The sequence below is a fragment of the Leisingera thetidis genome (genome assembly GCF_025857195.1).
Classification (GTDB): Bacteria; Pseudomonadota; Alphaproteobacteria; order Rhodobacterales; family Rhodobacteraceae; genus Leisingera; species Leisingera thetidis.
Window position 1 is genome coordinate 884,869 of the sequence record NZ_CP109787.1, and the last position, 23,486, is coordinate 908,354.

Sequence of the window (23,486 nt, forward strand, 5' to 3'; positions counted from 1 at the left end):
AAGATGCAGGAGAGCAGCATATGATCCACGAGTTCCCTGTCCGGGTCTACTACGAGGACACCGACATGGGCGGGATCGTCTATCACGCCAACTACCTGCGGTTCATCGAACGGGCCCGCAGCGATTGGGTGCGCGGCATCGGGGTGGATCAGAACGCCATGCGCGAGAGCGGGCTGATCTATGTGGTGCGCAGGATCGAGGCGGATTACCTGGCGCCTGCGAAATTCGATGAAGAACTTCTGGTCACCACGTCCATGCACAATGCGACACCCGCCCGGATGGTCCTGAATCAGGAGGTCGCGCGGGATGGCCGGCCGCTGTTCCGCGCCCAGGTCACCATTGTTTGCATCACCACCGAAGGGAAACCGGCGCGGCTTCCGGCAGAGATTCGCGCATTGCGGTAACAATTGGCGCCGGTCCGCCTGTTTTCATGGCCTTTGCCATTGAACTGCGCTAGCCTCTCGCCAAATAAGGCCGGATAAACGGCCGGAACATCTATAGAGCAGGCTAATGGAAGCAGAAACTCTAGCGCTGGCGCAGGAGATTGATTTCTCCATGTGGGGCCTATTCGCGCGGGCCACCGTGACGGTGAAACTGGTGATGCTGATGCTGGTGGGGGCCTCGATCTGGTCCTGGGGCATTATCATTCAGAAAATGATCAACTACCGCCTTGCCCGCAGGGAAGCGGATGCGTTCGACCGGGCGTTCTGGTCGGGCAACCCGCTGGATGAACTGTTCGACCAGGTGGGGTCGGAGCCGCCGGGGCAGGCGGCGCGGATCTTCTCGGCCGGCATGACCGAATGGCGGCGCAGCCACCGCAGCGACGGCGGGCTGATCCCCGGCGCGCAGGCCCGCATCGACCGGTCGATGGATGTGGCCATCGCCAAGGAAACCGAAGGGCTGCAGGGCGGGCTGTCGGTGCTGGCAACCGTCGGCTCCACCGCGCCATTCATCGGCCTGTTCGGCACCGTCTGGGGCATCATGACCGCCTTCATCGAGATTGCCGAGCAGCAGAACACCAACCTTGCCGTGGTGGCGCCGGGCATCGCCGAGGCGCTGATGGCGACCGGTCTGGGCCTCTTGGCCGCGATCCCGGCGGTGGTGTTCTACAACAAGCTGAGCGCGGACAGCGACCGGATCATCGGCGGCTACGAGGCCTTTGCCGATGAATTCGCCACCATTCTCAGCCGCCAGCTGGACTCCTAGGCCATGGGTGCCGCTGTCCAGCAGCCTTCAGGGGGCGGTAACCGCCGCCGGGGCCGCCGCCGCGGGCGGCCGATGTCGGAAATCAACGTCACCCCCTTTGTCGACGTCATGCTGGTGCTGCTGATCATCTTCATGGTGGCGGCACCGCTGATGACGGTCGGGGTGCCGGTGGAGCTGCCCAAGACCGCTGCAGGCGCCTTGCCGGGCGACGAGGAGGAGCCGCTGACAGTCACCATGACGGCAGAAGGCGGGGTGGAGATCCAGACCACGCCGGTGGCACGCGAGGAGCTGGTGGCCAAGCTGCGGGCGATTGCGGCCGAGCGCAGCTCGGACCGGGTGTTCCTGCGGGCCGATGGCAGGATTGCCTATGCGGACGTGATGCAGGTGATGGGCGCGCTGAATGCGGGCGGTTTTTCCAATGTGGGGCTGGTCACCGATACCGGCGGCCCGGCGCTGGACGGGCGGCAGGCACAGGGCTCAGGGCAGTAAGCGGGGACGCGGACGGTGCAGACCGGAACCAAGATCTCTCTGGCCGGCCACGGGCTGCTGATGACGTGGGTCGTCTTCGGCGCCTGGTTTCCGTCCGAACCCCTGCCGTCGAATGTGCAGCAGGTGGCGCTGATCTCTTCCGAGGCGTTCGAAAAGCTGAGCCAGCAGCGCCAGGCGCCGCAGGTGTCGCCGGAGCCTGCGCCCCTGAACGAGCCTGCGGAAGTGCAGCCCGCGCCGGAGCCTGCGCCGCAGCCTGACCCGGAACCGGAGATCTCCCGGCCGGAGCCGGTCACTCCCGCCGGGCCGGACCCGCAGGTGGCAGAGCGCCCGGAGCAGCGGCCTGAACCGGATGTGCCGGTTGAACTGCCCTCTGCTGCGGAAGAGCCGGATGTTGCCGCGCTGGTGCCGCAGGTGCGGCCCGAGGCGGCGCCGCGCCCGGTCGACCGGGTGGCGCCGGAGCCGGTTGCGCCGCCGGAGCCGGACACCCGGATCGACGATATCGTGCAGCCTGAAGTGGCACCGGAAGAGGGCGCAGAGACCGAACAGGAAGTGCAGGACGCCACCGCCCGCGCAGCGGCCAGCGACCGGATCGTGACCGAAGAGAACGAGGGCGAGGATGTGGCGGCCTCAGCAGCGCCGGCAGTGTCCAAGCGCCCCCAGACCCGGCCCGCCCGGCCGCAACCGGAGCCGGAACCGCAGGTGAGCGAAGCGGCCCAGCCCGCCGACCCGGCACCGGCGGCGGAAACGCCGCAGGCTGACACCTCCTCTGCAGTGGAGGACGCCTTGGCCGAGGCGCTGGCGGGCGGCGCGGACGTGGAGGCGCCGGAGCCCTCCGGCCCGCCGCTGACGCTGGGCGAAAAGGACGCGCTGCGGGTCGAGGTCTCGCGGTGCTGGAATGTCGGGTCTTTGTCGACGGATGCGCTGAAGACCACCGTCGTGGTGGCCGTGTCGCTGAACCAGGACGGCACTCCGGACACAGGGTCCATCCGGCTGCTGTCCAGCACCGGAGGATCTTCCTCGGCGGCGCAGGACGCCTTCGGGGCCGCCCGGCGGGCGGTTATCCGCTGCGGGGCCAAGGGGTTTCAGCTTCCCCCTGAAAAATACGCGCAATGGCGCGATATTGAAATGACATTCAATCCCGAAAGGATGCGGATCAAATGAGGAAAATTCTGGCAGCTCTTCTGATCGGTGCCGCGGCAGCGGCAGGAGCAAGCGCGGCCATGGCTCAGGATGGCCCGCTTCGCATTGAAATCGACCAGGGCGTGATCGAGCCCTTGCCCTACGCGGTGCCGGATTTTGTGCCGGAAACCCCGGCGGCTGCGGAATATGCCGCCCAGATCGCGCGGGTCATTGCTGCCGATCTCAGCGGCACCGGCCTGTTCCGCGAAGTGCCGGCCAGCGCCCATATCTCCAAGGTGACCGGGTTTGACAATGCGGTGAAGTATGCCGACTGGAAGGCGGTGAATGCGCAGGCGCTGATCACCGGCGCAGTGAGCGTCAACGGCAACCGGCTGACGGTGCGCTTCCGCGGCTATGACGTGTTTGCGGAACGGGCGCTGGAAAGCGCGCTCGAATTCTCCGGCACGACAGACGGCTGGCGGCGGATGGCGCATAAGGTGGCCGATGCCATCTACAGCGAAATCACCGGCGAAAGCGGCTATTTCGACAGCCGGGTGGTCTATGTCTCCGAAAGCGGCCCCAAGGACGACCGCCGCAAGCGGCTGGCGATCATGGATTACGACGGCGCCAATGTGCAGTATCTGACCAACAGCGCCTCCATCGTGCTGGCGCCGCGGTTCTCGCCCACCGGCGACCGGGTGCTGTACACCAGCTACGAAAGCGGTTTCCCGCAGATCCATGTGCTGGACGTGGGCCAGGTGCAGCGCAAGGTGCTGTCCAGCGGCGACGGCACCATGAGCTTTGCGCCGCGGTTTGCCCCGGACGGGCGCACGGTGGTTTATTCGCAGACCCAGGGCGGCAACACCGACCTGTTCTCGATGGATATCGCAACCGGTGCCAAGACCCGGCTGACCTCGGCGCCGTCGATCGAGACCGCGCCGTCTTTTTCGCCCGACGGGGCGCAGATCGTGTTCGAAAGCGACCGCTCCGGCAGCCAGCAGCTGTACGTCATGCCGGCAGGCGGCGGCGAGGCGCGGCGGATCAGCTTCGGCCAGGGCCGCTACGGCACCCCGGTGTGGTCGCCGCGCGGCGACATGATCGCCTTCACCAAGCAGAACAAGGGCCGCTTTCATATCGGGGTGATGCGCACCGACGGCAGCGAGGAGCGGCTGCTGACGGCCTCCTTCCTGGACGAGGGGCCGACGTGGGCGCCCAATGGCCGGGTGATCATGTTCGCCCGCGAAAGCCAGGGCAGCACCGGGCGGGCGCTGCTGTATTCGGTGGACATCACCGGGCGCAACCTGAAGCCGGTAAAGACCCCGGACGGGGCCTCGGATCCGGCCTGGTCGCCGCTGCAGCAGTAAAAGAGCTGCCAGGCAGGGATACCTGCATGGAACCAAACCCGGGCTTGTGTTAATTTCGGGTCAAGAAACGCAAAGGGATAGGCAGACAACATGAGCGGTATGAAATTAGCAATGGCGGCTGTGGCCGTGCTGGGGCTGGCGGCCTGCAGCAACAACCGGTGGGACGACGATCTGGGCGGTGCCGCCGGGGCCGGAAGTGCCGCCGCCGGCGCCGGCGCGCTGGATCCGGCCAGCCCGGCCTATTTCCAGCAGACCGTGGGCGACCGGGTTCTGTTTGCGGTGGACCAGTCCACCTTGTCTCCGGCGGCTCAGGCGACGCTGCAGGGCCAATCGCAATGGCTGGCCCGGAACGCCGACTACGTGGTCACCATCGAGGGGCACGCAGACGAGCAGGGCACCCGCGAGTACAACCTTGCGCTCGGAGCCCGGCGCGCCAATGCCGCGCGCGAATACCTTATCTCGCAGGGGATTGCCGGCAGCCGCATCAAGGTGCTGAGCTACGGCAAGGAACGCCCGCTGGAGATCTGCTCGGAGGAGAGCTGCTATGCCAAGAACCGCCGCGCGGTGACTGTGCTGGCAGGCGGTCTGGTAGGATAACGGCATGAAACATCTCCGCACTGCACTTCTGGCTGCCGTGATGGCGCTGCCGCTGCCGCTGCCGCTGGCGGCGCAGGACAAGCAGACCCTGGCGGACATCCGTCAGGAGCTGACCGTTCTGCATGTGGAGATCCAGCGGCTGAAGCGCGAGCTGTCCACCACCGGCGCGCCGTCTGCGGATCTGGGCGGCGACACGGTGCTGGACCGGGTCGGCGCGATTGAAAACGAGCTGCAGCGGCTGACGCTGCAGACCGAGGAGTTGGGCCACCGCATCGACCGCATCGTCGCCGACGGCACCAACCGGGTTGGCGATCTGGAGTTCCGTCTGGTCGAGCTGGAGGGCGGCGACCTTGGCGCGCTGAAGGAAACCACGACGCTGGGCGGCGGCGAACTGCCGTCCGCGGGTGGTGAGACGGCTCAGGCGGATACGGGCGCCCCCGCGGCCGGCGAGCTGGCAGTCGGCGAGCAGGCGGATTTCGATGCCGCCGAAAAGCTGCTGGCTGAGGGGCTCTATCAGGATGCGGCTGAGAAATTCGCCGCCTTCAACCAGGCCTATCCGGGCAGCCCGCTGGCGCCCGCAGCCGAGTTCAGCCGCGGCAAGGCGCTGGACGGGCTGGGCGACACCCGCGAGGCCGCGCGGGCTTATCTGGCGGCCTTCACCGGCAACTCATCGGGACCGGTGGCGCCCAGGGCCCTGTTCGAGCTTGGTGCGGCCCTTGGCCGCCTGGGCCAGACTGATCAGGCCTGCGTGACGCTGTCCGAGGTCGGCGTGCGGTTTCCCGGGGCAGGGCCTGAAGCAGAGGCGGGTGCCGAAATGGCCAAGCTGGGCTGTTCTTGAGCGCGGCGGAACGCAATATCCCGGCTCTGGTGCGCGGCCAGTTCCGTTCCGCTCTTCCTTCCCGGCTGGGAATCGCCGTTTCGGGCGGCGGTGATTCGATGGCGCTCTTGCATCTGCTGCACGAAAGTTTTGCCGACGGAGAGGTGCAGCTGTTTGCGGCAACCGTGGATCACGGGCTGCGTCCGGAGGCGGCGGCGGAGGCCGCCGCCGCGGGGCAGGCCGCCGCGGCGCTGGGAATCAGCCATGACGTGCTGCGCTGGGAGGCGGGCCCGCAGCAGGGCAACCTGCAGACGCAGGCCCGCGAGGCGCGGTACGACCTGCTGACCCGCTGGGCGCGGCGGCATGAAATCCCGGTTCTTGCGCTTGGCCACACTGCCGACGACCAGGCCGAGACGGTGCTGATGCGGATGGCGCGGGCCTCTGGAGTGACCGGTCTGTCCGGCATGGCGGAGCGGCGCACCCACAATGGCGTGACCTTGCTGCGGCCGCTGCTGGACGTGACCCGCAGCGAGCTGCGGGCCTATCTGGAGCACCGCGGCATTGCTTGGGCCGAAGACCCGAGCAACGAGGACACCCGGTTCGAGCGGGTAAGGGTGCGCAAGGCGCTGCAGGAGCTGGCGCCGCTGGGGCTGACACCCGCGGTGTTTGCCAAGATCGCGCGCAACATGGCCAAGGCCCGCGAAGCGCTTGACTGGTATGTCTTTCTGGCCGCCCGCGACCTGGCGCATGTGCAGGCCGGCGCCGTTGTCCTGTGCCAGCGCAAGTTCCGCACCCTGCCCAGCGAAATCAGCCACCGGCTGCTGGTGCGGGCCATCCAGTGGATTTCCGGCGCCTCCTACCCGCCGCGCCGGGTGCCGATGGAAAAAGCGGTTCTGGCGGCGCGCACCGGCGGATCCGTCACCCTGGCAGGCTGCCGGCTGCTGACCACTGCCAAGCAGATTTGGATCTGCCGCGAGTATAATGCGGTAAGCGGCCAGGCCGTCCTTCCAGGCCAGGTCTGGGACGGCAGATGGAAGATTTTCGGGGGCGACGCAAAGGGTTGCGAGGTGCGGGCATTGGGGCAGCACGGGCTGCAGGCATGCCCTGACTGGCGCGCGACCGGGGTTCCGGGCGCCGTGCTGGAAGCCACTCCGGCCCTGTGGTGCGGAGACGGATTGATTGCCGCTCCGGCTGCCGGAATGGCGAACGGATGGTCGGCAGTTCCGGCGGGAAACGAAGAAGAGTTCTTTGCATCCCTTTTATCGCATTGAACCTGCCCGAATGATCCTTATTTTAAGCACAACGCAGGCGGCCCGTGCGGCGCGCCTATCTGATAGGGAGAACTTTCCTTGGGCAACGCTCGCAATATCGCCTTTTGGGTTGTTCTGTTTCTGCTGATCCTGGCGCTGTTCAATCTGTTCAGCGGTTCCGGCAGCACGATGCAGAGCCGTGAACGCACTTTCTCGGACTTCGTCAGTTCGGTGGAGACCGGCAAGGTCAGCCGTGTCGTCCTGGACGGGGAGCAGGTGCGCTACACGACCTCGGACGGCCAGAACTATGTCGCCATCAAGCCGGCCGATGCAGAAGTCACTGCGCTTCTGATCGAAAAGAATATCCCGGTTCAGGCCGAAAAGCAGCAGCAGTCGGGCTTTCAGTCCTTCCTGATCACGCTGCTGCCGTTCCTGCTGCTGATCGGCGTCTGGATCTATTTTATGAACCGGATGCAGGGCGGCGGCAAAGGCGGCGCCATGGGATTCGGCAAGTCCAAGGCCAAGATGCTGACCGAAAAGCACGGCCGCGTGACCTTTGACGATGTCGCGGGCATCGACGAGGCCAAGGAAGAACTGGAAGAGATCGTCGAATTCCTGCGCAACCCGCAGAAATTCTCGCGTCTCGGCGGCAAGATCCCCAAGGGTGCGCTGCTGGTCGGCCCTCCGGGCACCGGCAAGACGCTGCTGGCGCGCGCCATCGCGGGCGAGGCCGGCGTGCCGTTCTTCACCATCTCCGGTTCGGATTTCGTGGAAATGTTTGTCGGCGTCGGCGCCAGCCGGGTGCGCGACATGTTCGAACAGGCCAAGAAGAACGCGCCCTGCATCGTCTTCATCGATGAGATCGACGCCGTGGGGCGCCATCGCGGCGCCGGCTATGGCGGCGGCAATGACGAGCGCGAACAGACCCTGAACCAGCTGCTGGTCGAAATGGACGGCTTCGAGGCCAACGAGGGCGTGATCATCCTGGCCGCCACCAACCGCAAGGACGTGCTGGACCCGGCGCTGTTGCGCCCGGGGCGCTTCGACCGCCAGGTCACCGTCGGCAACCCGGACATCAAGGGCCGCGAGAAGATCCTCGGCGTGCACGCCCGCAAGACCCCGCTGGGCCCGGATGTGGATCTGCGCATCATCGCCCGCGGCACCCCCGGTTTTTCGGGCGCGGATCTGGCCAACCTGGTCAACGAGGCGGCGCTGATGGCCGCCCGCGTCGGCCGCCGCTTTGTCACCATGGAGGATTTCGAATCAGCCAAGGACAAGGTGATGATGGGGGCCGAGCGCCGCTCGATGGTGCTGACCCAGGACCAGAAGGAAAAAACCGCCTATCACGAGGCCGGACACGCGGTTGTCGGCCACATTCTGCCGGAATGCGATCCGGTCTATAAGGCCACGATCATTCCGCGCGGCGGCGCGCTGGGGATGGTGGTGTCCCTGCCGGAAATGGACCGGCTGAACTGGCACCGCGATGAATGCCAGCAGAAACTGGCCATGACGATGGCGGGCAAGGCGGCTGAAGTGATCAAATACGGCGAGGACCATGTGTCCAACGGCCCGGCCGGCGACATCCAGCAGGCCAGCCAATTGGCCCGCGCCATGGTGATGCGCTGGGGCATGTCGGACAAGGTCGGCAATATCGACTATGCCGAAGCGCATGAAGGCTACTCGGGCAACACGGCCGGTTTCTCGGTCTCCGCAAATACCAAGGAGATGATCGAGGAAGAGGTGAAGAGCTTCATCCAGGCGGGGTACGACCGCGCGTTCCAGATCCTGACCGACCATCATGACGAGTGGGAACGCCTGGCACAGGGCCTTCTGGAATACGAGACGCTGACCGGCGACGAGATCAAACGCGTCATGAACGGCGAGCCGCCGCAAGCGGATGATGGCGAAGACGGCGGCGAGGACGAAGGCAATGCTTCGGTGACCGCAATCCCCAAGGCCAAGCCGAAGAAATCTCCGCCGGAAGGCGGCATGGAGCCTGAGCCGACGGTTTGAGCTTTCTGACCGGACATTGAAACGCCCCGGAAACCAGTTGCGGTTTCCGGGGCGTTTGCCTTTTTGGCGGGCCGCGGGGCCGCGGGGCCGCGGGGCCGGACCGGCAGGCGCAGGGCGTCTGCTGCCTTCCTGCAATTGCGGGCATTTCATCTGCTGCGCCTTTTCGGGATGGCACACCTTTTGAAAGCGTGTAGCGTCGCGCCGGAACAGCAACAAACCAGGGTGGAGGCGTGGAATGCCAGTATTGCGGGACAGCGGATTCAAGGGGGAAATCATATGGCTGGGCCTGGTCCCGGCGGGCGGCGGGCTGCAGGCTGAGCCGGCAGACCGGCTGGAAATGGGGTTCGGCGGCATTGCCGGGGAGCGCCATGAGGGGGAGAACCGCGGCGCCTGCGTGCGGGTCCGCAACCTCTACCCGGAAGGCACTGAAATCCGCAACGTGCGCCAGCTTACGATCCTGTCAGAGGAGGAGCTGGCCGAGATCGCCGCCGGGATGGGAATGGAGCGTGTCGATCCGGCCCATCTCGGCGCCACCATCGTCCTGCGGGGCATCCCGGATTTCACCTTCGTGCCGCCCTCATCGCGCCTGCAGGGGCCGGACGGGGTGACCCTGACGGTGGATATGGAAAACCGCCCGTGCGTGCTGCCGGGCCGGGAGATCGAGAAGGACCATGCAGGCTTCGGCGCCCGGTTCAAACCGGCGGCGCAGAACCGCCGGGGAATCACCGCCTGGGTGGAGCGGCCCGGCACCCTGTCCCTGGGTAACGAATGCACGCTTTTTGTGCCGGATCAGCGGGCCTGGGCACCCTGACATCCCTCTTTTAGGGGAATGCGTTTCCTTTAAGGAACCGGGAGCGGCGCGGGGAAAGAGCCCACGCCGCTTCGAGGCAGGATAATGTCGGAAATCACGCGCGTGTTTTGCCGCATATTGGCTAAGTCTATCGCGAAACCGGCATCCTTGTGCCGGCGATCGTATGCAAACTCAGCAGGAACCTTGCCATGAGCTACAAGAGTGACATTGAGATCGCGCGGGAAGCGCAGAAGAAACCGATCCAGGAGATTGGTGCGAAGATCGGGATTTCCAATGACGATCTGCTGCCCTACGGCCACGACAAGGCGAAGGTGTCGCAGCGGTTCATCAACTCGGTGCAGTCGAAGGACGACGGCAAGCTGATCCTGGTGACGGCGATCAACCCGACGCCGGCGGGCGAAGGCAAGACCACCACCACCGTGGGCCTGGGCGACGGGCTGAACCGGATCGGCAAGAACGCGATGATCTGCATCCGCGAAGCCTCCCTCGGCCCGAACTTCGGCATGAAGGGCGGCGCCGCGGGCGGCGGCTATGCCCAGGTGGTGCCGATGGAGGAGATGAACCTCCACTTCACCGGCGACTTCCACGCGATCACCTCGGCGCATTCGCTGCTCAGCGCGATGATCGACAACCACATCTACTGGGGCAATGAGTGCGACATCGACACCCGCCGCGTCGCCTGGCGCCGGGTCGTGGACATGAACGACCGCGCCCTGCGGGTGATCACCGCCAGCTTGGGCGGCGTGTCCAACGGCTTCCCGCGCGAAGCCGGCTTTGACATCACCGTGGCCTCGGAAGTGATGGCGATCCTGTGCCTCGCCAACGACCTGAAGGACCTGGAAAAGCGCCTCGGCGACATCATCGTGGCCTACCGCCGCGACAAGACCCCGGTCTACTGCCGCGACATCAAGGCCGAAGGCGCGATGACCGTGCTGCTGAAAGACGCGATGCAGCCGAACCTGGTGCAGACGCTGGAAAACAACCCGGCCTTCGTGCACGGCGGCCCGTTCGCCAACATCGCGCATGGCTGCAACTCGGTGATCGCCACCAAGACCGCCCTGAAAGTGGCCGACTACGTGGTCACCGAAGCCGGCTTCGGTGCCGACCTGGGCGCCGAGAAGTTCATGAACATCAAGTGCCGCAAGGCAGGCATCGCGCCGTCGGCGGTGGTACTGGTGGCCACCGTGCGCGCGATGAAGATGAACGGCGGCGTCGCCAAGGCGGATCTCGGCGCCGAGAATGTCGACGCGGTGAACAACGGCTGCGCCAACCTCGGCCGCCACATCGAGAACGTCAAATCCTTCGGCGTGCCGGTGGTGGTTGCGATCAACCACTTCGTCACCGACACCGATGCCGAAGTGCAGGCGGTGAAGGACTACTGCGCCACCCACGGCGTCGAGGCGGTGCTGTCGCGCCACTGGGAGCTGGGGTCGGAAGGCTCTGCCGATCTGGCGCAGAAGGTTGTCGAGATCGTCGACGCGGGCCAGGCCAACTTCTCGCCGATCTACCCCGACGACATGCCGCTGTTCGAGAAGATCGAAACCATCGCCAAGCGCATCTACCGTGCCGACGAGGTGCTGGCGGACAACAAGATCCGCAACCAGCTGAAGGAATGGGAAGAGGCGGGCTACGGCAATCTGCCGGTCTGCATGGCCAAGACCCAGTACTCCTTCTCGACCGACCCGTCCTTGCGCGGTGCGCCGGTGGGCCATTCGGTGCCGGTGCGCGAAGTGCGGCTGTCGGCCGGTGCCGGCTTCATCGTGGCGGTCTGCGGCGAGATCATGACGATGCCCGGCCTGCCGCGCAAGCCGGCCTCGGAAACCATCCGCCTGAATGACGACGGCCAGATCGAAGGCTTGTTCTGAGCCGCGATATGCGCAATTCACGGCCCGGGACCATCCCCGGGCCGTGAGAGTTTGAAGACATGACCAAAGTGACACCGCCGCAGGATTGCCAGTCGATGGCGGAGCTGCGGGCGCAGATCGACCACCTGGACCGGGTGCTGGTGCAGATGCTGGCGCAGCGGGCGGGCTACATCGACCGGGCGATTGCGCTGAAGCAGCAGAACGGCTGGCCGGCGCGGATCCCGGAACGGGTCGAGGAAGTGGTCATGAATGCCCGCGCCGCGGCGGAAGGGCAGGGGCTGGACCCCGCTCTGGCAGAAGATCTGTGGCGGCAGCTGGTGGAGTGGTCGATTGCCCGCGAATCGCGGGTGATCCGGGAAGAGTGATGCCGGGCCGGGATCTGCGCGGGGGCATCACGGCCAAAGGTAAGGACTGATGGCGCGCGCAGGGCCTGCGGGGCGCCCGCAAAAGGAAGAGAGCAAATGGCAGCAACATTGATTGACGGCAAGGCCTTTGCGGCCAAGGTGCGCGGCCAGGTGGCCGAGCATGTGGCGCGGCTGAAGACGGAGCACGGCATCACCCCTGGGCTGGCGGTGGTGCTGGTGGGCGAGGATCCGGCCTCCCAGGTCTATGTGCGCTCCAAGGGCAAGAGCACCGTCGAGGTGGGGATGAACTCCTTCGAGCACAAGCTGGCGCCGACCATCTCGGAGCAGGAGCTGCTGGGGCTGATCGATCAGCTGAACAATGATCCCGCCGTGCACGGCATCCTGGTGCAGCTGCCGCTGCCCAAGCACCTGGACGAGGACCTGGTGATCAACTCGATCGCGCCGGAGAAGGACGTGGACGGCTTCCACATCTCCAACGTCGGCCTGCTGGGCACCGGCCAGAAGTCGATGGTGCCCTGCACGCCCTTGGGCTGCCTGATGATGCTGCGCGACCACCACGGCTCCCTCTCGGGCATGGATGCGGTGGTGATCGGCCGCTCCAACATCGTCGGCAAGCCGATGGCGCAATTGCTGCTGGGCGACAGCTGCAGCGTGACGATTGCGCATTCGCGCACCAGGGATCTGCCCGATGTGGTGCGCCGCGCCGACATCGTGGTGGCCGCGGTGGGCCGCCCGGAAATGGTGCCGGGCGACTGGATCAAGGAGGGTGCCACGGTGATCGACGTCGGCATCAACCGCATCGAGCGCGACGGCAAGACCAAGCTGGTGGGCGATGTCGATTTTGCCTCGGCTGCCGAGCGCGCCGGCGCCATCACCCCGGTGCCGGGCGGCGTCGGCCCGATGACCATCGCCTGCCTGCTGGCCAACACCGTCACCGCCTGCTGCCGTGCCAACGGCCTGGCCGAGCCGGAAGGGCTGACCGCCTAAGCGGCGCCGCAGACCAGCAACGCTCAGGTTAGATACTCCCGCCGGAACGCCTCCGGCGGGAGTATTTTTTCAAAGAAGAAAGAGGGGGTTTAAGCGGAGACAGGCACCATGGTGCCTTGCAGGAGGGCGACCAGGGTCTCGCTGTCACCTGTAACCGCGTGGACCTCGGCCGTGACGATCACCAGGCGCCGGCCCGGTTTGATAACCTTGCCGGTGGCGCGCAGAAGTTTTCCGGCGCCGGGGGCCAGGAGGTTGATCTTCATCTCGGCCGTCATCACTTCGCGGTCCTCGGGCATCATCGTGAGTGCTGCGTAGCCCGCGGCGGTGTCGCCGATGGCAAAGCTCAGCGCCGCATGGGCCACATCATGCTGCTGGCGGCTGCCGGGCAGGATCGGGGCGGTGATCGCCACTTCTCCGGACGCGACACTGACGATTTCAGCGCCCAGGGTCTGCATCATGGTTTGCCGGGCGAAACTCTGGCGGATGCGGTTTTCCATTGCGGGGTCCTTCTGCTGCTTCGGGCAGCATAGCGGAGCAGGCGCCGTCCGCGGCTGTGACGCTGCGCCATTCAGCGCGGCATCGGCACCGGAACCGGGCGCGGGCCGGTGAGAATGGCCAGGGCGCCGGGGCCCATCAGCGGGGCAAAGGCGGGATCGCTGCTGCGCAGGCCGCCGGTGTAGGTGCCGAAAGCGGGCAGAATCAGGCGGTCCGTGTCTACGAGGAACGCCGGGCGGGAGATGCTGCGCAGCCGCGCCTTGGGGTGGTAATGGCCGGAGACTTCGGCCGTGGCCCGAGGTTCGGCGATATGGCGGAAGCTGAGCGGGCCGAGCCGGAGCGTGGCGTGCCGTTCACCGCCGAAGCCGTCCGGGGCGGGGTCGTGGTTGCCCTCGATCCAGATCCAGCGGCGGCCGTCCGACAACTCGCGGATCGTGTGTCTTTCGGCGCCGGGCAGCGCATCCGCCGCGGCCGCGTCGTCAAAGCTGTCGCCCAGGCAGACCACAGTGGCCGGAGCGAGGCCAGCGATCAGCGTGCCGAGGCGGTGAAGCGTGTCGCGGCCCTCGTAAGGCGGCAGGGCAGCGCCGCCGCGGCGGGCGTGGCGTTCGGACTTGCCGAGATGCAGATCGGAGACGCAGAGCAGGCGCTGCTCTGCCCACCAAAGCGCGCCGGAGCCGAGGGCCGTCAGGCGGGCGCCAGCCAGGAAGAAGTCGAAGCCGTTCATGCTGCGGTCTTAGCGGTCCCTGCGCCGCAGGCAAGGGTCAACGCGGCAGCTGGTCCAGCCCGGAGTGCCGCATCAGCGCTTCGGCCTCCCGCTGCAGCAGCTTTTCTTCGGCGGCGCCTTTGACCGGGACCTTGCCGGCCTCCAGCAGAAGCGGCGCGGCGAGGGGGGAGATGCGGTCCAGCCGCCTGAGGGTGATGCGGCCGCCGATGTGGGCGATCATCTCCTCGATGCGGCCGAAATCGACCAGGCCGCGCAGGGCCTCCTCGCGGGTGATGTCCAGCAGCAGGTGGTCGGGGTCGTATTTGCGCAAGGTGTCGTAGAGGATATCGGAGGAAAACGTTGCCTGCCGCCCGTTCTTGCGCTGCCCTGGCGTGTTGCGCTCGATCAGCCCGGCGATGGTGGCGCTGCCGCGGAAGGCGCGCTTCATCACCGCATTGCCAGCCAGCCAGCCCTCCAGCCCGTCACGCAGGGCGGTGATGCCGAACAGCGGCGCCGGGTCCGTGAGCGCCCCGAGCCCCCAGATCAGGGTGGCGTAGTCGGTGGCGACAAAACCCAGGGGATCGAGGCCGAGCTCCTCCATCCGCTTGGTCAGCAACAGGCCCAGCGTCTGCTGCGCGTTGCGGCCGGCAAAGCCGTAGATGCAGGCGTGTTCGCGGCCGTCGTGCGGGAAGCTTTCGACCAGCAGGCGGCCCGCGCGGGGGAGTTCGGAGACCTCGCGCTGCAGCTGCAGCCAGTCCGCCGTGTGGCGCGGCAGGCCGGGCCAGCTGTCCTGCCTGAACATCGCCAGGATGCGGGCGCTGAGCTGGGTGGAGGTGGCGAATTTCGTGCCGGAGTACACGGCGATCCTGGGTTTGCGGCCCGGGTTGCGGCTGACTTCCACAGTCATCTCGCGCAAGCCCTCGTAGCGCACGGTCCGGCCGCCGATCAGGAAGGTGTCGCCGGGGGTGAGGGTGGCGGCAAAGGCTTCCTCAACCTCGCCCAAGGGCTTGCCGCCGCGGCTGCGTTTCAGGCGGACCTTGACCAGATCGCTGTCCTGAATGGTGCCGAGGTTCATGCGGATGCGGGCGGCCGCGCGCGGGTCGCGCAGCTGCCAATTGCCGTCCGGGCGCTGCAGCAGGCGCTGCCACTGGTCATAGGCTTTCAGCGCGTAGCCGCCGGTGGCGCAGAAGGCGAGGCAGGCATCGAATTCGGCGCGGGCGAGGGCAGCATAGGGTCCGGCCCGGGTCATTTCGGCGTAGAGCGCGGCGGCATCAAACGGACCGGCGCAGGCGGCAATCAGGATATGCTGGCAGAGCACGTCGCGGGGACCGGGGCCGCGCGGCGCACCATCCAGATCGCCGGCGCGCACGGCCTCCAGCGCGGCGCGGCACTCGACCACCTCGAAGCGGTTGGCGGGGACCAGCAGCGCTCTGGACGGCGCGTTGTAGCGGTGGTTGGCGCGGCCGATGCGCTGGACCAGGCGTTTCACGTTTTTCGGCGCGCCGATCTGGATCACCAGGTCGACGTCGCCCCAGTCGATGCCGAGGTCCAGCGAGCCGGTGCAGACGATGGCGCGCAGTTCGCCGCGCACCATGGCGGCCTCGACCCGCTCGCGCTGGGTGCGGTCGAGCGAGCCGTGGTGAATGCCGATCGGCAGCGCGCCCTCATTGGCGAGCCAGAGGTTGCGGAAGAAGATTTCGGCCTGGGCGCGGGTGTTGTGGAAGATCAGCGTCGTTCTGTGCGCCTTGATCTGCTCCATCACTGCCGGGATCGCATAGGCGGCGCCGCCGCCGGCCCAGGGCGGCGGTTCGGCGGTTTCCAGCATCCGGATATCGGGGGCCGGGCCGGGATCGGCCAGCATGATCTCGCAGGGGTCCGGATGGCTGGCGAGATAGGACGCGATGGCCTGCGGGTCGTCCACGGTGGCCGACAGCCCGACCCGGCGCAGGCCGGGGCAGAGGGTTTGCAGCCGTGCCAGCGCCAGCATCAGCTGGTCGCCGCGCTTGCTTTCGGCCAGCGCATGGATTTCGTCGACCACCACCCGCTTCAGCCCTTTGAAGGTGTGCGCGGCATCCTCGTAGGACGTGAGCAGTGCCAGGCTTTCGGGCGTGGTCAGCAGGATATGCGGCGGGTCGGCGCGCTGGCGCCGCTTGCGGCTGGCGGGCGTGTCGCCGGTGCGGTCGTCGATGCGGATGGGCAGGCCCATCTCTGCAACCGGTGTGCGCAGGTTGCGTTTGATGTCGGCAGCCAGCGCCTTGAGCGGGGAGATATAGAGCGTGTGCAGACCCTCGCGGCGGCCGTCTGCCAGATCAGCCAGCGTGGGCAGGAACCCCGCCATCGTCTTGCCGCCGCCGGTGGGCGCGATCAGCAGCGTGCAGGGGGCCGCCGCGCGCTGAAGCATCGCCTGCTGATGCGGGTGAATGGACCAGCCGCGGGAGGTGAACCATTCTTGGATGACGGATGGCAGAACGCTCATCCGTTCCATGTAAGTGATGCGGCAAAACTTTTCTAAATAGTTTTGCCCAAAGTTTTCAAAAAACTTTGGGGCCGGGTTATTTCACGATCTGTTCATCCTTGACGAACATATTGGCCCAGGCGCGGTCGATCAGCTCTGGGGTCATCTGGTAGGGGATGCCCTCAAATTCGCAGATTGCGATCATCTGGTCGATCAGGAACACCGGCTGGTAGTTGGCATAGACGTTGCTGATCGTGGGGTATTTTTTCTTCAGCAGATGCACCAGCGCGCCTTCGTCCAGCGGCATGCCCTTCTTGCGGGCCACCATGGCAAAGATCTTGAGATAGTTTTCCTGGTTCGGCCCGTCGATCTTGATCTTGAAGAAGATCCGGCGGAGCGCGGCCTGGTCGAAGATCTCGTTCGGGTGGAAGTTGGTGGAGAAGATCACCAGCGTATCGAAGGGCACTTCGAACTTCTCGCCCGACTGCAGCGCCAGGATGTCCTTGCTTTCCTCCAGCGGCACGATCCAGCGGTTGACCAGAGACTGCGGCGGTTCCGCCTGGCGGCCAAGGTCGTCGACGATGAAGATGCCGCCGGTGGATTTCAGCTGCAGCGGCGCCTGATAGGTGCGGGCCGTGGGGTTGTAGACCAGGTCCAGCATGTCCAGCGACAGCTCGCCGCCGGTGATCACGGTGGGGCGCTCGCACATCACGTAGCGCTCGTCGAAGCGGCGGCGGCGGCGGAGGGCGTTGGGGTCTTCGGGCTCCTGCTCGACCATGGTGTGCACGATCGGGTCGTAGACGGTGATCACCTGGCCTGCGTATTCGATCGCCCGCGGCACATAGACATGATCCCCCAGCGCGTCGCGGATGCCGTTGGAAATCGAGGATTTGCCGTTGCCGGGCGGGCCGTACATCAGGATCGAGCGTCCGGCGCTGACTGCGGGGCCGAGATGGTCCAGCAGGCTGTTCGGCAGCACCAGGTGCCCCATCGCATTGGTCAGCTGGTCGCGGGTCACCTGGATGTTGCGGATCGACTGGCGCTTGACCTGTTCGCGGTAGACCGCCAGCGGCACCGGCATGGCACCGAAATACTCCGACTGGCTGAGCGCATCCAGCGCCCGCGCCTTGCCCGCATCGGTCAGCTGATAGCCCATCTCGTTGCCGCTGTTGGCGTTGAGGGTGCCGGTCGCCTGCAGCAGCTTCTGCTCGCGGGCGATATCCACCAGCTCCTGGGTGACGGCGCCGGGCAGGCAGACCGCCTCGGCGATCTCGGTCACCGTTTCCACGTTCTTGCGGAAGATGGTCTTGAGCAGGATATCCCGCATCATCACCAGCGGCAGCTGCATCTGCTCCAGCCCCCTGGGCGGGGGAGGGGCCATCACGGTGAGGTTCTGCATGTTCATGGCGGTGCCTGTCCCTGATTTGCGGATTTCGGCCCCGGAACGTGCGGGGCGGCTACGCAAACAGATTATTCAGCACTGTGGCAACAGCGGGGCAGAGCTGCAGCATTTCCGCGGAGGCGGCCATAAAACCGGGAAAGTTTTGAGGACCGGCGCAGACCGCCCGCGGCCGCCTCAGCGCCCGAAGAGCGCCGCCAGGATCAGGTAGAGCGCCAGCGTGGCGCCAAGACACAGCCCCATCGGAAAGCTTTTTCCGGTTTCCCAGCTTTGCCAATGCGGCGCCAGCCGGCGCAGCGGCGTATGCTTGGCAATCCGGTGCGCGGTGAAGCCGGCCAGCAGGGTGGCGGCAAAGACGATCATCAGCAGCCGCAGGTCGCCAAGCGCAAAGAACGGGGCGGCGGCACCGGCGAACTTGGCGTCACCGGCGCCGATGGCGCCGGCCGAGTAGAACAGGAACCCGAGGCCGATGCCGACCGGCAGATGCAGCAGGTGCCAGCCGTAATCCGCCCAGCTGGGCATCACCAGGGCGCCGGCCGCGACATAGATCACCGCCAGTACGTCCACCGCCCAATTGGGAATGCGCATGCCGCGCAGGTCTGTCAGTGCCACCGTGTAGCACAACGGCAGCACCAACGGCAGGAACCACAGGGCGGCATGGGCCGGGAACTGCATGGATCAGCCGTTTTCCAGCGCCGCCAGCGAGCGCGAGGCTTCTTCGAAGTGCTGCGGATGGGTTTCAATCGCCTCGCGCAGCAGGTTTTCGCCGGTGGTCACGTCGCCCTGCTTGATCGCAGACAGCGCCAGCGTATGCAGCAGCAGCGCGCGTTCGGACTGGTCAACCGGGATCACGGGCAGGGTGTAAATGCGCTGCGCGCCGCGGGCCAGCACCAGGTTGTTCTTGGCGGTGAACAGGGTCTGGTCCTGCCGGATCGCTTCACCGAACAGCCGCTCGGCGCCGGCGAAATCACCGCGGGTCAGCTTGGAGTACCCCCAGTTGTTCATCACCTTGGCCGGCTTGGTGGTCAGCCCGGCGGCAATTTCATAGAAGCTGTCGGCGCGTTTCCAGTCCTTGCTGGCGTCAGCCACCACGGCCTCCAGCCGGTAGCGCTCATAGGTTTCGTGGGTGGGCGGAACCTGATCCAGCTCGGCCTTCGCCGCGTCCCATTCGCCGCCGCGCACCAGCGCGCCGGCCAGCTGCACATGATCCTCGCTGTTGGCGCCTTTCATCGACACCACTTTTTTCCAGGCGGCGGTGCCTTCGGTTGTGCGCTTGGCGCGGATCAGCGAATGCGCCAGGCCGCGCTGCAGGTCGATGCGCTCCGGGGCGGATTTCAGCGTCCGCTGGAAATGAGCGACCGCCTCGTTCGGGTCGGCCACTGTCAGCATGACGTCATTGAGATTGCTCTCGTCGATGACGTTCACTTCCTGAAAGGCCCGTTCCACGGTTTCATCGGCTTTGTCCGCGCAGGCCGACAGGACCAGCGCCCCTGCCAGAGAAGCGGATAGGAAAAACTGCTGGCGCATTGGTGCGTCCTTTTACTGCTCTGCCTCTGTCATGGTGCTTGGCGAATCAGGTAGCTGCCGCCGCCCTGCCGCACCAATTTATAATCTTGGTTTTGCGGCTCAGTATGCGTGGGATTTTCCAGTTTTGCGAGTGCCAGGCGCAAATTATCGCGGATTGCGTCACTTTCGCCATTGTCAAGCGCATAGGCGCGCTGGAAGACCTGCACCGCCTCCGGGGTCTTGCCGCGCTCCATCAGCACGACGCCAAGGTTGTTCATCGGCTCGGGCCAGGCAGGATCCGCATCCACCGCCTGGCGCAGGAGCTCCTCCGCCTGACCCAGCCGCCGCAGACCCAGCTTGGCGGACCCCATGCCCGACAGCACCTCGGCCGTCAGCCCCTGACCGAGGGCGGCGCGGGTAAAGGCCTCCAGCGCCAGTTCATATTCGCCGGCGGCCATCAGCCTGTGGCCCACCACCAGCCCGCTTGCCGCCTGCTGGCGGTGATCGGCGCCGGGTGCCCAGGGGCTGCCCTTGTCCTGCTTCAGACCGCCCGGCGCACATGCCGCCGCCAGCGCAACAACGCTGGCGGCGGCAAGAGCGCGGCTGAGGCGGACAGGCGCGGCCCGTCCTCTTGATGTCATGTTCAGTTGCCTGCGTTGCCCATATTCATGATGCCCTGCACCGACGGGCCGACCAGGATGATCAGCAGCGGCGGGACTGTCAGCCCCATTGTGGCAAGGGTCATCTTCACGGGCAACTTGTTTGCGGCCTCTTCGGCGCGCATCACACGCTTGTCACGCATTTCCCCGGCATAAACCCGCAGCGCATCGGCGATCGAGGTGCCGAAGCTGGCGGATTGGATCATCACGGTGACAAAGGAAGAGACATCCTGCACCCCGCAGCGGGTGCCCATGTCGCGCAGCACCTTGTCCTTCTCCTTGCCCGCCTTCATCTCATAGGCGACAACCTCGAATTCCTCGGCCAGGTCCGGGAAGGAGGCGTGCAGCTCCTTGGCGACGCGCACAATCGCCTGGTCCAGAGACTGGCCGGCCTCGACGCAGACCAGCATCATGTCCAGCGCGTCCGGGAAACCTTCGGTGATCTTCTGCTTGCGCTCCTCGATGCGGCGGGTGATCCAGTATTTCGGCAGCATGTAGCCGGCCGCGCCGGGTCCGACGATGCGGATCGCCATCTGCTGGCTGTCAAAATCGGTATCGGCCTTCAGCACATAGACAAAGAACAGCCCGCCCAGCAGGCCCAGCAGGCCGAGCGCAAATTGCGCAAAGTGGAACAGGCGCACCGAGTCCTTGGAGTGATAGCCCGCCTGGCGCAGCTTCAGCTCCATCGCCGAAAGCTCATCGGCGTTCTGCGGTTCCAGGAAGCCCGCGAACTTTTGCAGCTGCTCGTTGCGGTTGGACTGGCGCAGCCGCTCTTTCTGCGGCTTGTTCCGGGTTTCCGGCGCGATGTTCTTTTGCAGCTTCTTGAGCGGGTCCTCAGGCTGGTTCAGCAGCAGCGGCACTGCCAGCAGGATCATGAAGAGCCCGGCTATGCCAAGCGCCAGCAGCGGGCCGAGCTCGCCGAACTGCGAAGTCAGGTAATCGTTTATTCCGGTCAGAAAATCCACGGGCCCCTCCTCAGACTTTGATGTTGGTCAGCATGCGCATGACAAACAGGTTGGCGGTCAGCATCACGCCCACGGCAAAGCAGGCCGGGATGAACCAGGGGTGGTCCAGAACGGTGTCATAGTAGTTGGGGTCCTTGACCAGGATGCCGATCAGGCAGAACAGCGGGAAACCCGACAGGAACTTGCCCGACCACTGTGCCTCGGCGGTGATTGCCTTCACCCGGCGGAACAGGCGGAAGCGGGCGCGGATCACCTTGGCGAGGCCTGCCAGAACCTCGGCCAGGTTGCCGCCCGATTGCTGCTGGATGGTCACGGCCACCGCAAGAAAGCGCATGTCCTGCATGTCCAGGCGCTCGGCCATTTCCTTGAGCGCCTCGCCCACATCGCGGCCATAGGCGCATTCATCGGAAATGATGCCGAATTCGGTGGCCAGCGGGTCTTCGACCTCATTGGCGACGATCTGCACCGCCGAGGTGAAGGGATGGCCGACGCGCAGGCTGCGCACCATCAGCTCGACCGCGTCCGGCAGCTGCTCCTCGATCATCGACATCCGCTTGGCGGCCTTCTTGTTGACCCAAAAGAACACGGCGCCGACCCCGATGATGACGGATCCCAGGATGCGGACGGGCAGGGGGGCCGAGGTGCCGATGCTGAGGCCGACGAAGGCAATCGCTGCCAGGCCGGCCATAATCATAATCAGCTGCTTGGGGGAAAAGGCGATGGCCGCCTTCTGCGCCCGCTCCGACAACAGCGAATAAAGCGGGATCGACTGCGACCGGGCATGCTGGCCCAGCTCCTTGCGCAGCTGCTCCAGCACCTGCTCGCGGTTGCTGCCCTTCTCCATCATCTCCAGCCGGCGGTTGACCTTGCTGTTGAGGCTGATGGATTTGCCGAAGGTGAACAGATACAGGCCTTCGACCAGCGCCAGAACCCCGAAGAAGATCAGGCCGTAGATGAGCGGTTCGGCACTCAGTTGCATCAGCGCTTCTCCATCACGGTGGGTTCATAGATCGAGGCCGGCAGGTCGAAGCCCCAGAGACGGAAGCGCTCGGAATAGTGGCTGCGCACGCCGGTGGCGGTGAAATGGCCGATGATCTTGTTGTCCGGCGTCAGCCCGACACGCTGGAAGCGGAAGATTTCCTGCATCGAGATCACGTCGCCCTCCATGCCGGTGATCTCGGTGATCGAGGTCATCCGGCGCGAGCCGTCCTGCAGGCGCGAGGCCTGCACGATCAGGTTCACAGCTGACGCAATCTGGCTGCGCACCGCCTTGATCGGCATCTCGATCCCGGCCATGGCGATCATGTTCTCCAGACGCGAAATCCCGTCGCGGGCGGAGTTGGCGTGGATCGTGGTCATCGAACCGTCGTGGCCGGTGTTCATCGCCTGCAGCATGTCGATGACTTCCTCGCCGCGGGTTTCGCCGACGATGATGCGGTCGGGACGCATCCGCAGGGCGTTCTTCAGGCAGTCGCGGGGGCTGACCTCGCCCTTGCCCTCGACGTTGGGCGGGCGGCTTTCCATCCGGCCCACATGGGTCTGCTGCAGCTGCAGTTCCGCGGTGTCCTCGATGGTCAGGATGCGTTCGGCATTGTCGATGAAGCTGGACAGCGCATTCAGCGTGGTGGTTTTGCCCGAACCGGTGCCGCCCGAGACAATGACGTTCAGCCGGGTCGAGACCGCGGCCTGCAGATAGGCGGCCATCTCCTCGGTGAAGGCGCCGAATTGCACCAGGTCGTCGATGCCGAGCTTGTCTTTTTTGAACTTCCGGATCGATACCAGCGAGCCGTCCACCGCAACCGGCGGCACCATCGCGTTGAAGCGCGAGCCATCGGCCAGGCGGGCGTCCACATAGGGGTTGGATTCATCGACCCGGCGGCCCACGGCGGAGACGATCTTGTCGATGATCCGCATCAGGTGCTTCTCATCCTTGAAGGCAATGTCCGAAAGCTCCAGCTTGCCTTCACGCTCGACAAAGATCTGATGCGGGCCGTTGACCAGGATGTCGCTGACCGTCTCGTCCTGCAGCAGCGCTTCCAGGGGGCCAAGGCCGGTCACCTCGTCGTACAGCTCCTTGTTCAGCTGCTGGCGGTCCTCGCGGTTCAGGACGATGCTTTTCTCGGCCAGGATCTCGGTTGCAATGGTGGCGATCTCGGAGCGCAGTTCCGATTCGCCCGCGCGCTCCAACGCGGCCAGGTTCAGGTTCTCCAGAAGGTCCCGGTGCAGCTGGATCTTGATCTCGCTCAGCCGCTCCTTGCGCTTGCGGTCCTTGTCCATCGGCTGCGCTTCGGCCGCCTTGCGCTGCACCGGCCGCCGCAGGCTGGCAGCGGGTGCGGCAGCCGCTGACGGTGCCGCTGCCGGCTCCGGTGCCGGTGCGGCAGGTTTCGCGGCTTGCTTCTTGTACTTGGAAAACATCAACTC

At 65.8% G+C, this 23,486-nt stretch carries 23 protein-coding genes; 13 read left to right on the forward strand and 10 right to left on the reverse strand.

The annotated features are described in order from the left end of the window. Nucleotides 1–20: 20 nt before the first annotated feature. From ybgC to folD, 13 genes are all read left to right on the forward strand, one after another. Entirely contained in the window at nucleotides 21–404 is a 384-nt protein-coding gene (gene ybgC, locus OKQ63_RS04155; RefSeq protein WP_264212709.1) for a tol-pal system-associated acyl-CoA thioesterase, read from the forward strand. 106 nt (nucleotides 405–510) lie between these two features. Then, a complete protein-coding gene (gene tolQ / locus OKQ63_RS04160; RefSeq protein WP_264212710.1) occupies nucleotides 511–1,206 on the forward strand; it encodes a protein TolQ in 696 nt (231 codons plus the stop codon). A gap of 3 nt (nucleotides 1,207–1,209) precedes the next feature. Continuing rightward, nucleotides 1,210–1,695 (forward strand): protein TolR, encoded by a 486-nt coding sequence (tolR, locus tag OKQ63_RS04165; protein ID WP_264212711.1) that lies wholly within the window; start codon nucleotides 1,210–1,212, stop codon nucleotides 1,693–1,695. Nucleotides 1,696–1,710: 15 nt separating this feature from the next. Then, on the forward strand, nucleotides 1,711–2,856 hold the full coding sequence (locus OKQ63_RS04170; protein ID WP_264212712.1) for an energy transducer TonB: 1,146 nt from the start codon (nucleotides 1,711–1,713) through the stop codon (nucleotides 2,854–2,856). Further along, entirely contained in the window at nucleotides 2,853–4,178 is a 1,326-nt protein-coding gene (gene tolB, locus OKQ63_RS04175) for a Tol-Pal system beta propeller repeat protein TolB (RefSeq protein WP_264212713.1), read from the forward strand. The genes OKQ63_RS04170 and tolB overlap by 4 nt, the downstream gene beginning before the upstream one ends. Before the next feature lie 90 nt (nucleotides 4,179–4,268). Next, nucleotides 4,269–4,775 carry a peptidoglycan-associated lipoprotein Pal gene (pal, locus tag OKQ63_RS04180; RefSeq protein WP_264212714.1) on the forward strand — a complete coding sequence of 169 codons (507 nt, stop codon included), beginning with the start codon at nucleotides 4,269–4,271 and terminating at the stop codon, nucleotides 4,773–4,775. 4 nt (nucleotides 4,776–4,779) lie between these two features. Next, nucleotides 4,780–5,613: a tol-pal system protein YbgF gene (gene ybgF / locus OKQ63_RS04185; protein WP_264212715.1), complete on the forward strand. Its 834-nt coding sequence runs from the start codon at nucleotides 4,780–4,782 to the stop codon at nucleotides 5,611–5,613. Between the two features lie 98 nt (nucleotides 5,614–5,711). Next, complete coding sequence (gene tilS, locus OKQ63_RS04190; protein WP_434086052.1) at nucleotides 5,712–6,863, forward strand: tRNA lysidine(34) synthetase TilS; 1,152 nt, start codon at nucleotides 5,712–5,714, stop codon at nucleotides 6,861–6,863. Nucleotides 6,864–6,941: 78 nt separating this feature from the next. Continuing rightward, on the forward strand, nucleotides 6,942–8,855 hold the full coding sequence (ftsH, locus tag OKQ63_RS04195) for an ATP-dependent zinc metalloprotease FtsH (RefSeq protein WP_264212717.1): 1,914 nt from the start codon (nucleotides 6,942–6,944) through the stop codon (nucleotides 8,853–8,855). Nucleotides 8,856–9,090: 235 nt separating this feature from the next. After that, on the forward strand, nucleotides 9,091–9,666 hold the full coding sequence (locus tag OKQ63_RS04200) for an MOSC domain-containing protein (RefSeq protein WP_264212718.1): 576 nt from the start codon (nucleotides 9,091–9,093) through the stop codon (nucleotides 9,664–9,666). Nucleotides 9,667–9,854: 188 nt separating this feature from the next. Further along, the gene (locus tag OKQ63_RS04205) at nucleotides 9,855–11,531 is read left to right on the forward strand and encodes a formate--tetrahydrofolate ligase (RefSeq protein ID WP_264211510.1); all 1,677 of its coding nucleotides are present in this window, start codon (nucleotides 9,855–9,857) and stop codon (nucleotides 11,529–11,531) included. A 59-nt stretch (nucleotides 11,532–11,590) separates the two neighbouring features. Further along, nucleotides 11,591–11,896, forward strand: a complete 306-nt coding sequence (locus OKQ63_RS04210) for a chorismate mutase (RefSeq protein WP_264211509.1) — start codon at nucleotides 11,591–11,593, stop codon at nucleotides 11,894–11,896. A gap of 96 nt (nucleotides 11,897–11,992) precedes the next feature. Next, complete coding sequence (folD, locus tag OKQ63_RS04215) at nucleotides 11,993–12,883, forward strand: bifunctional methylenetetrahydrofolate dehydrogenase/methenyltetrahydrofolate cyclohydrolase FolD (RefSeq protein ID WP_264211508.1); 891 nt, start codon at nucleotides 11,993–11,995, stop codon at nucleotides 12,881–12,883. A gap of 89 nt (nucleotides 12,884–12,972) precedes the next feature. Here the strand turns inward: folD and OKQ63_RS04220 are convergent, their stop codons facing one another. The 10 genes from OKQ63_RS04220 to OKQ63_RS04265 all read right to left on the reverse strand — a co-directional run bounded on the left by OKQ63_RS04220 (nucleotide 12,973) and on the right by OKQ63_RS04265 (nucleotide 23,480). After that, a complete protein-coding gene (locus tag OKQ63_RS04220) occupies nucleotides 12,973–13,380 on the reverse strand; it encodes a PaaI family thioesterase (protein ID WP_264212719.1) in 408 nt (135 codons plus the stop codon). A 71-nt stretch (nucleotides 13,381–13,451) separates the two neighbouring features. Continuing rightward, the gene (gene pdeM, locus OKQ63_RS04225; protein WP_264212720.1) at nucleotides 13,452–14,102 is read right to left on the reverse strand and encodes a ligase-associated DNA damage response endonuclease PdeM; all 651 of its coding nucleotides are present in this window, start codon (nucleotides 14,100–14,102) and stop codon (nucleotides 13,452–13,454) included. Between the two features lie 37 nt (nucleotides 14,103–14,139). Next, the gene (locus tag OKQ63_RS04230) at nucleotides 14,140–16,557 is read right to left on the reverse strand and encodes a ligase-associated DNA damage response DEXH box helicase (protein ID WP_264212721.1); all 2,418 of its coding nucleotides are present in this window, start codon (nucleotides 16,555–16,557) and stop codon (nucleotides 14,140–14,142) included. A 76-nt stretch (nucleotides 16,558–16,633) separates the two neighbouring features. Beyond that, nucleotides 16,634–17,941 carry a DUF8689 domain-containing protein gene (locus tag OKQ63_RS04235; RefSeq protein ID WP_264212722.1) on the reverse strand — a complete coding sequence of 436 codons (1,308 nt, stop codon included), beginning with the start codon at nucleotides 17,939–17,941 and terminating at the stop codon, nucleotides 16,634–16,636. A 171-nt stretch (nucleotides 17,942–18,112) separates the two neighbouring features. Next, complete coding sequence (locus OKQ63_RS04240; RefSeq protein WP_264212723.1) at nucleotides 18,113–18,610, reverse strand: prepilin peptidase; 498 nt, start codon at nucleotides 18,608–18,610, stop codon at nucleotides 18,113–18,115. A gap of 3 nt (nucleotides 18,611–18,613) precedes the next feature. After that, on the reverse strand, nucleotides 18,614–19,462 hold the full coding sequence (locus OKQ63_RS04245) for a tetratricopeptide repeat protein (protein ID WP_264212724.1): 849 nt from the start codon (nucleotides 19,460–19,462) through the stop codon (nucleotides 18,614–18,616). A 29-nt stretch (nucleotides 19,463–19,491) separates the two neighbouring features. Then, the gene (locus OKQ63_RS04250; RefSeq protein WP_264212725.1) at nucleotides 19,492–20,082 is read right to left on the reverse strand and encodes a tetratricopeptide repeat protein; all 591 of its coding nucleotides are present in this window, start codon (nucleotides 20,080–20,082) and stop codon (nucleotides 19,492–19,494) included. 2 nt (nucleotides 20,083–20,084) lie between these two features. Continuing rightward, nucleotides 20,085–21,065 carry a type II secretion system F family protein gene (locus OKQ63_RS04255; protein WP_264212726.1) on the reverse strand — a complete coding sequence of 327 codons (981 nt, stop codon included), beginning with the start codon at nucleotides 21,063–21,065 and terminating at the stop codon, nucleotides 20,085–20,087. A gap of 10 nt (nucleotides 21,066–21,075) precedes the next feature. Continuing rightward, nucleotides 21,076–22,044: a type II secretion system F family protein gene (locus tag OKQ63_RS04260; RefSeq protein WP_264212727.1), complete on the reverse strand. Its 969-nt coding sequence runs from the start codon at nucleotides 22,042–22,044 to the stop codon at nucleotides 21,076–21,078. Continuing rightward, nucleotides 22,044–23,480, reverse strand: coding sequence for a TadA family conjugal transfer-associated ATPase (locus OKQ63_RS04265; protein ID WP_264212728.1), 1,437 nt, complete (start codon nucleotides 23,478–23,480; stop codon nucleotides 22,044–22,046). The genes OKQ63_RS04260 and OKQ63_RS04265 overlap by 1 nt, the downstream gene beginning before the upstream one ends. Nucleotides 23,481–23,486 lie beyond the last annotated feature (6 nt).

Excerpts from the sequence above, each read along its gene's own strand:
- OKQ63_RS04265 (WP_264212728.1), bottom strand. The coding sequence starts at position 23,480 with ATGTTTTCCAAGTACAAGAAGCAAGCCGCGAAACCTGCCGCACCGGCA.
- tolB (WP_264212713.1), top strand. The coding sequence starts at position 2,853 with ATGAGGAAAATTCTGGCAGCTCTTCTGATCGGTGCCGCGGCAGCGGCA.
- OKQ63_RS04260 (WP_264212727.1), bottom strand. The coding sequence starts at position 22,044 with ATGCAACTGAGTGCCGAACCGCTCATCTACGGCCTGATCTTCTTCGGG.
- OKQ63_RS04210 (WP_264211509.1), top strand. The coding sequence starts at position 11,591 with ATGACCAAAGTGACACCGCCGCAGGATTGCCAGTCGATGGCGGAGCTG.
- tilS (WP_434086052.1), top strand. The coding sequence starts at position 5,712 with ATGGCGCTCTTGCATCTGCTGCACGAAAGTTTTGCCGACGGAGAGGTG.
- ybgF (WP_264212715.1), top strand. The coding sequence starts at position 4,780 with ATGAAACATCTCCGCACTGCACTTCTGGCTGCCGTGATGGCGCTGCCG.
- pdeM (WP_264212720.1), bottom strand. The coding sequence starts at position 14,102 with ATGAACGGCTTCGACTTCTTCCTGGCTGGCGCCCGCCTGACGGCCCTC.
- folD (WP_264211508.1), top strand. The coding sequence starts at position 11,993 with ATGGCAGCAACATTGATTGACGGCAAGGCCTTTGCGGCCAAGGTGCGC.
- OKQ63_RS04240 (WP_264212723.1), bottom strand. The coding sequence starts at position 18,610 with ATGCAGTTCCCGGCCCATGCCGCCCTGTGGTTCCTGCCGTTGGTGCTG.
- OKQ63_RS04200 (WP_264212718.1), top strand. The coding sequence starts at position 9,091 with ATGCCAGTATTGCGGGACAGCGGATTCAAGGGGGAAATCATATGGCTG.
- OKQ63_RS04220 (WP_264212719.1), bottom strand. The coding sequence starts at position 13,380 with ATGGAAAACCGCATCCGCCAGAGTTTCGCCCGGCAAACCATGATGCAG.
- tolR (WP_264212711.1), top strand. The coding sequence starts at position 1,210 with ATGGGTGCCGCTGTCCAGCAGCCTTCAGGGGGCGGTAACCGCCGCCGG.
- OKQ63_RS04230 (WP_264212721.1), bottom strand. The coding sequence starts at position 16,557 with ATGAGCGTTCTGCCATCCGTCATCCAAGAATGGTTCACCTCCCGCGGC.
- OKQ63_RS04205 (WP_264211510.1), top strand. The coding sequence starts at position 9,855 with ATGAGCTACAAGAGTGACATTGAGATCGCGCGGGAAGCGCAGAAGAAA.
- pal (WP_264212714.1), top strand. The coding sequence starts at position 4,269 with ATGAGCGGTATGAAATTAGCAATGGCGGCTGTGGCCGTGCTGGGGCTG.
- OKQ63_RS04250 (WP_264212725.1), bottom strand. The coding sequence starts at position 20,082 with ATGACATCAAGAGGACGGGCCGCGCCTGTCCGCCTCAGCCGCGCTCTT.
- OKQ63_RS04235 (WP_264212722.1), bottom strand. The coding sequence starts at position 17,941 with ATGAACATGCAGAACCTCACCGTGATGGCCCCTCCCCCGCCCAGGGGG.
- OKQ63_RS04245 (WP_264212724.1), bottom strand. The coding sequence starts at position 19,462 with ATGCGCCAGCAGTTTTTCCTATCCGCTTCTCTGGCAGGGGCGCTGGTC.
- tolQ (WP_264212710.1), top strand. The coding sequence starts at position 511 with ATGGAAGCAGAAACTCTAGCGCTGGCGCAGGAGATTGATTTCTCCATG.
- ybgC (WP_264212709.1), top strand. The coding sequence starts at position 21 with ATGATCCACGAGTTCCCTGTCCGGGTCTACTACGAGGACACCGACATG.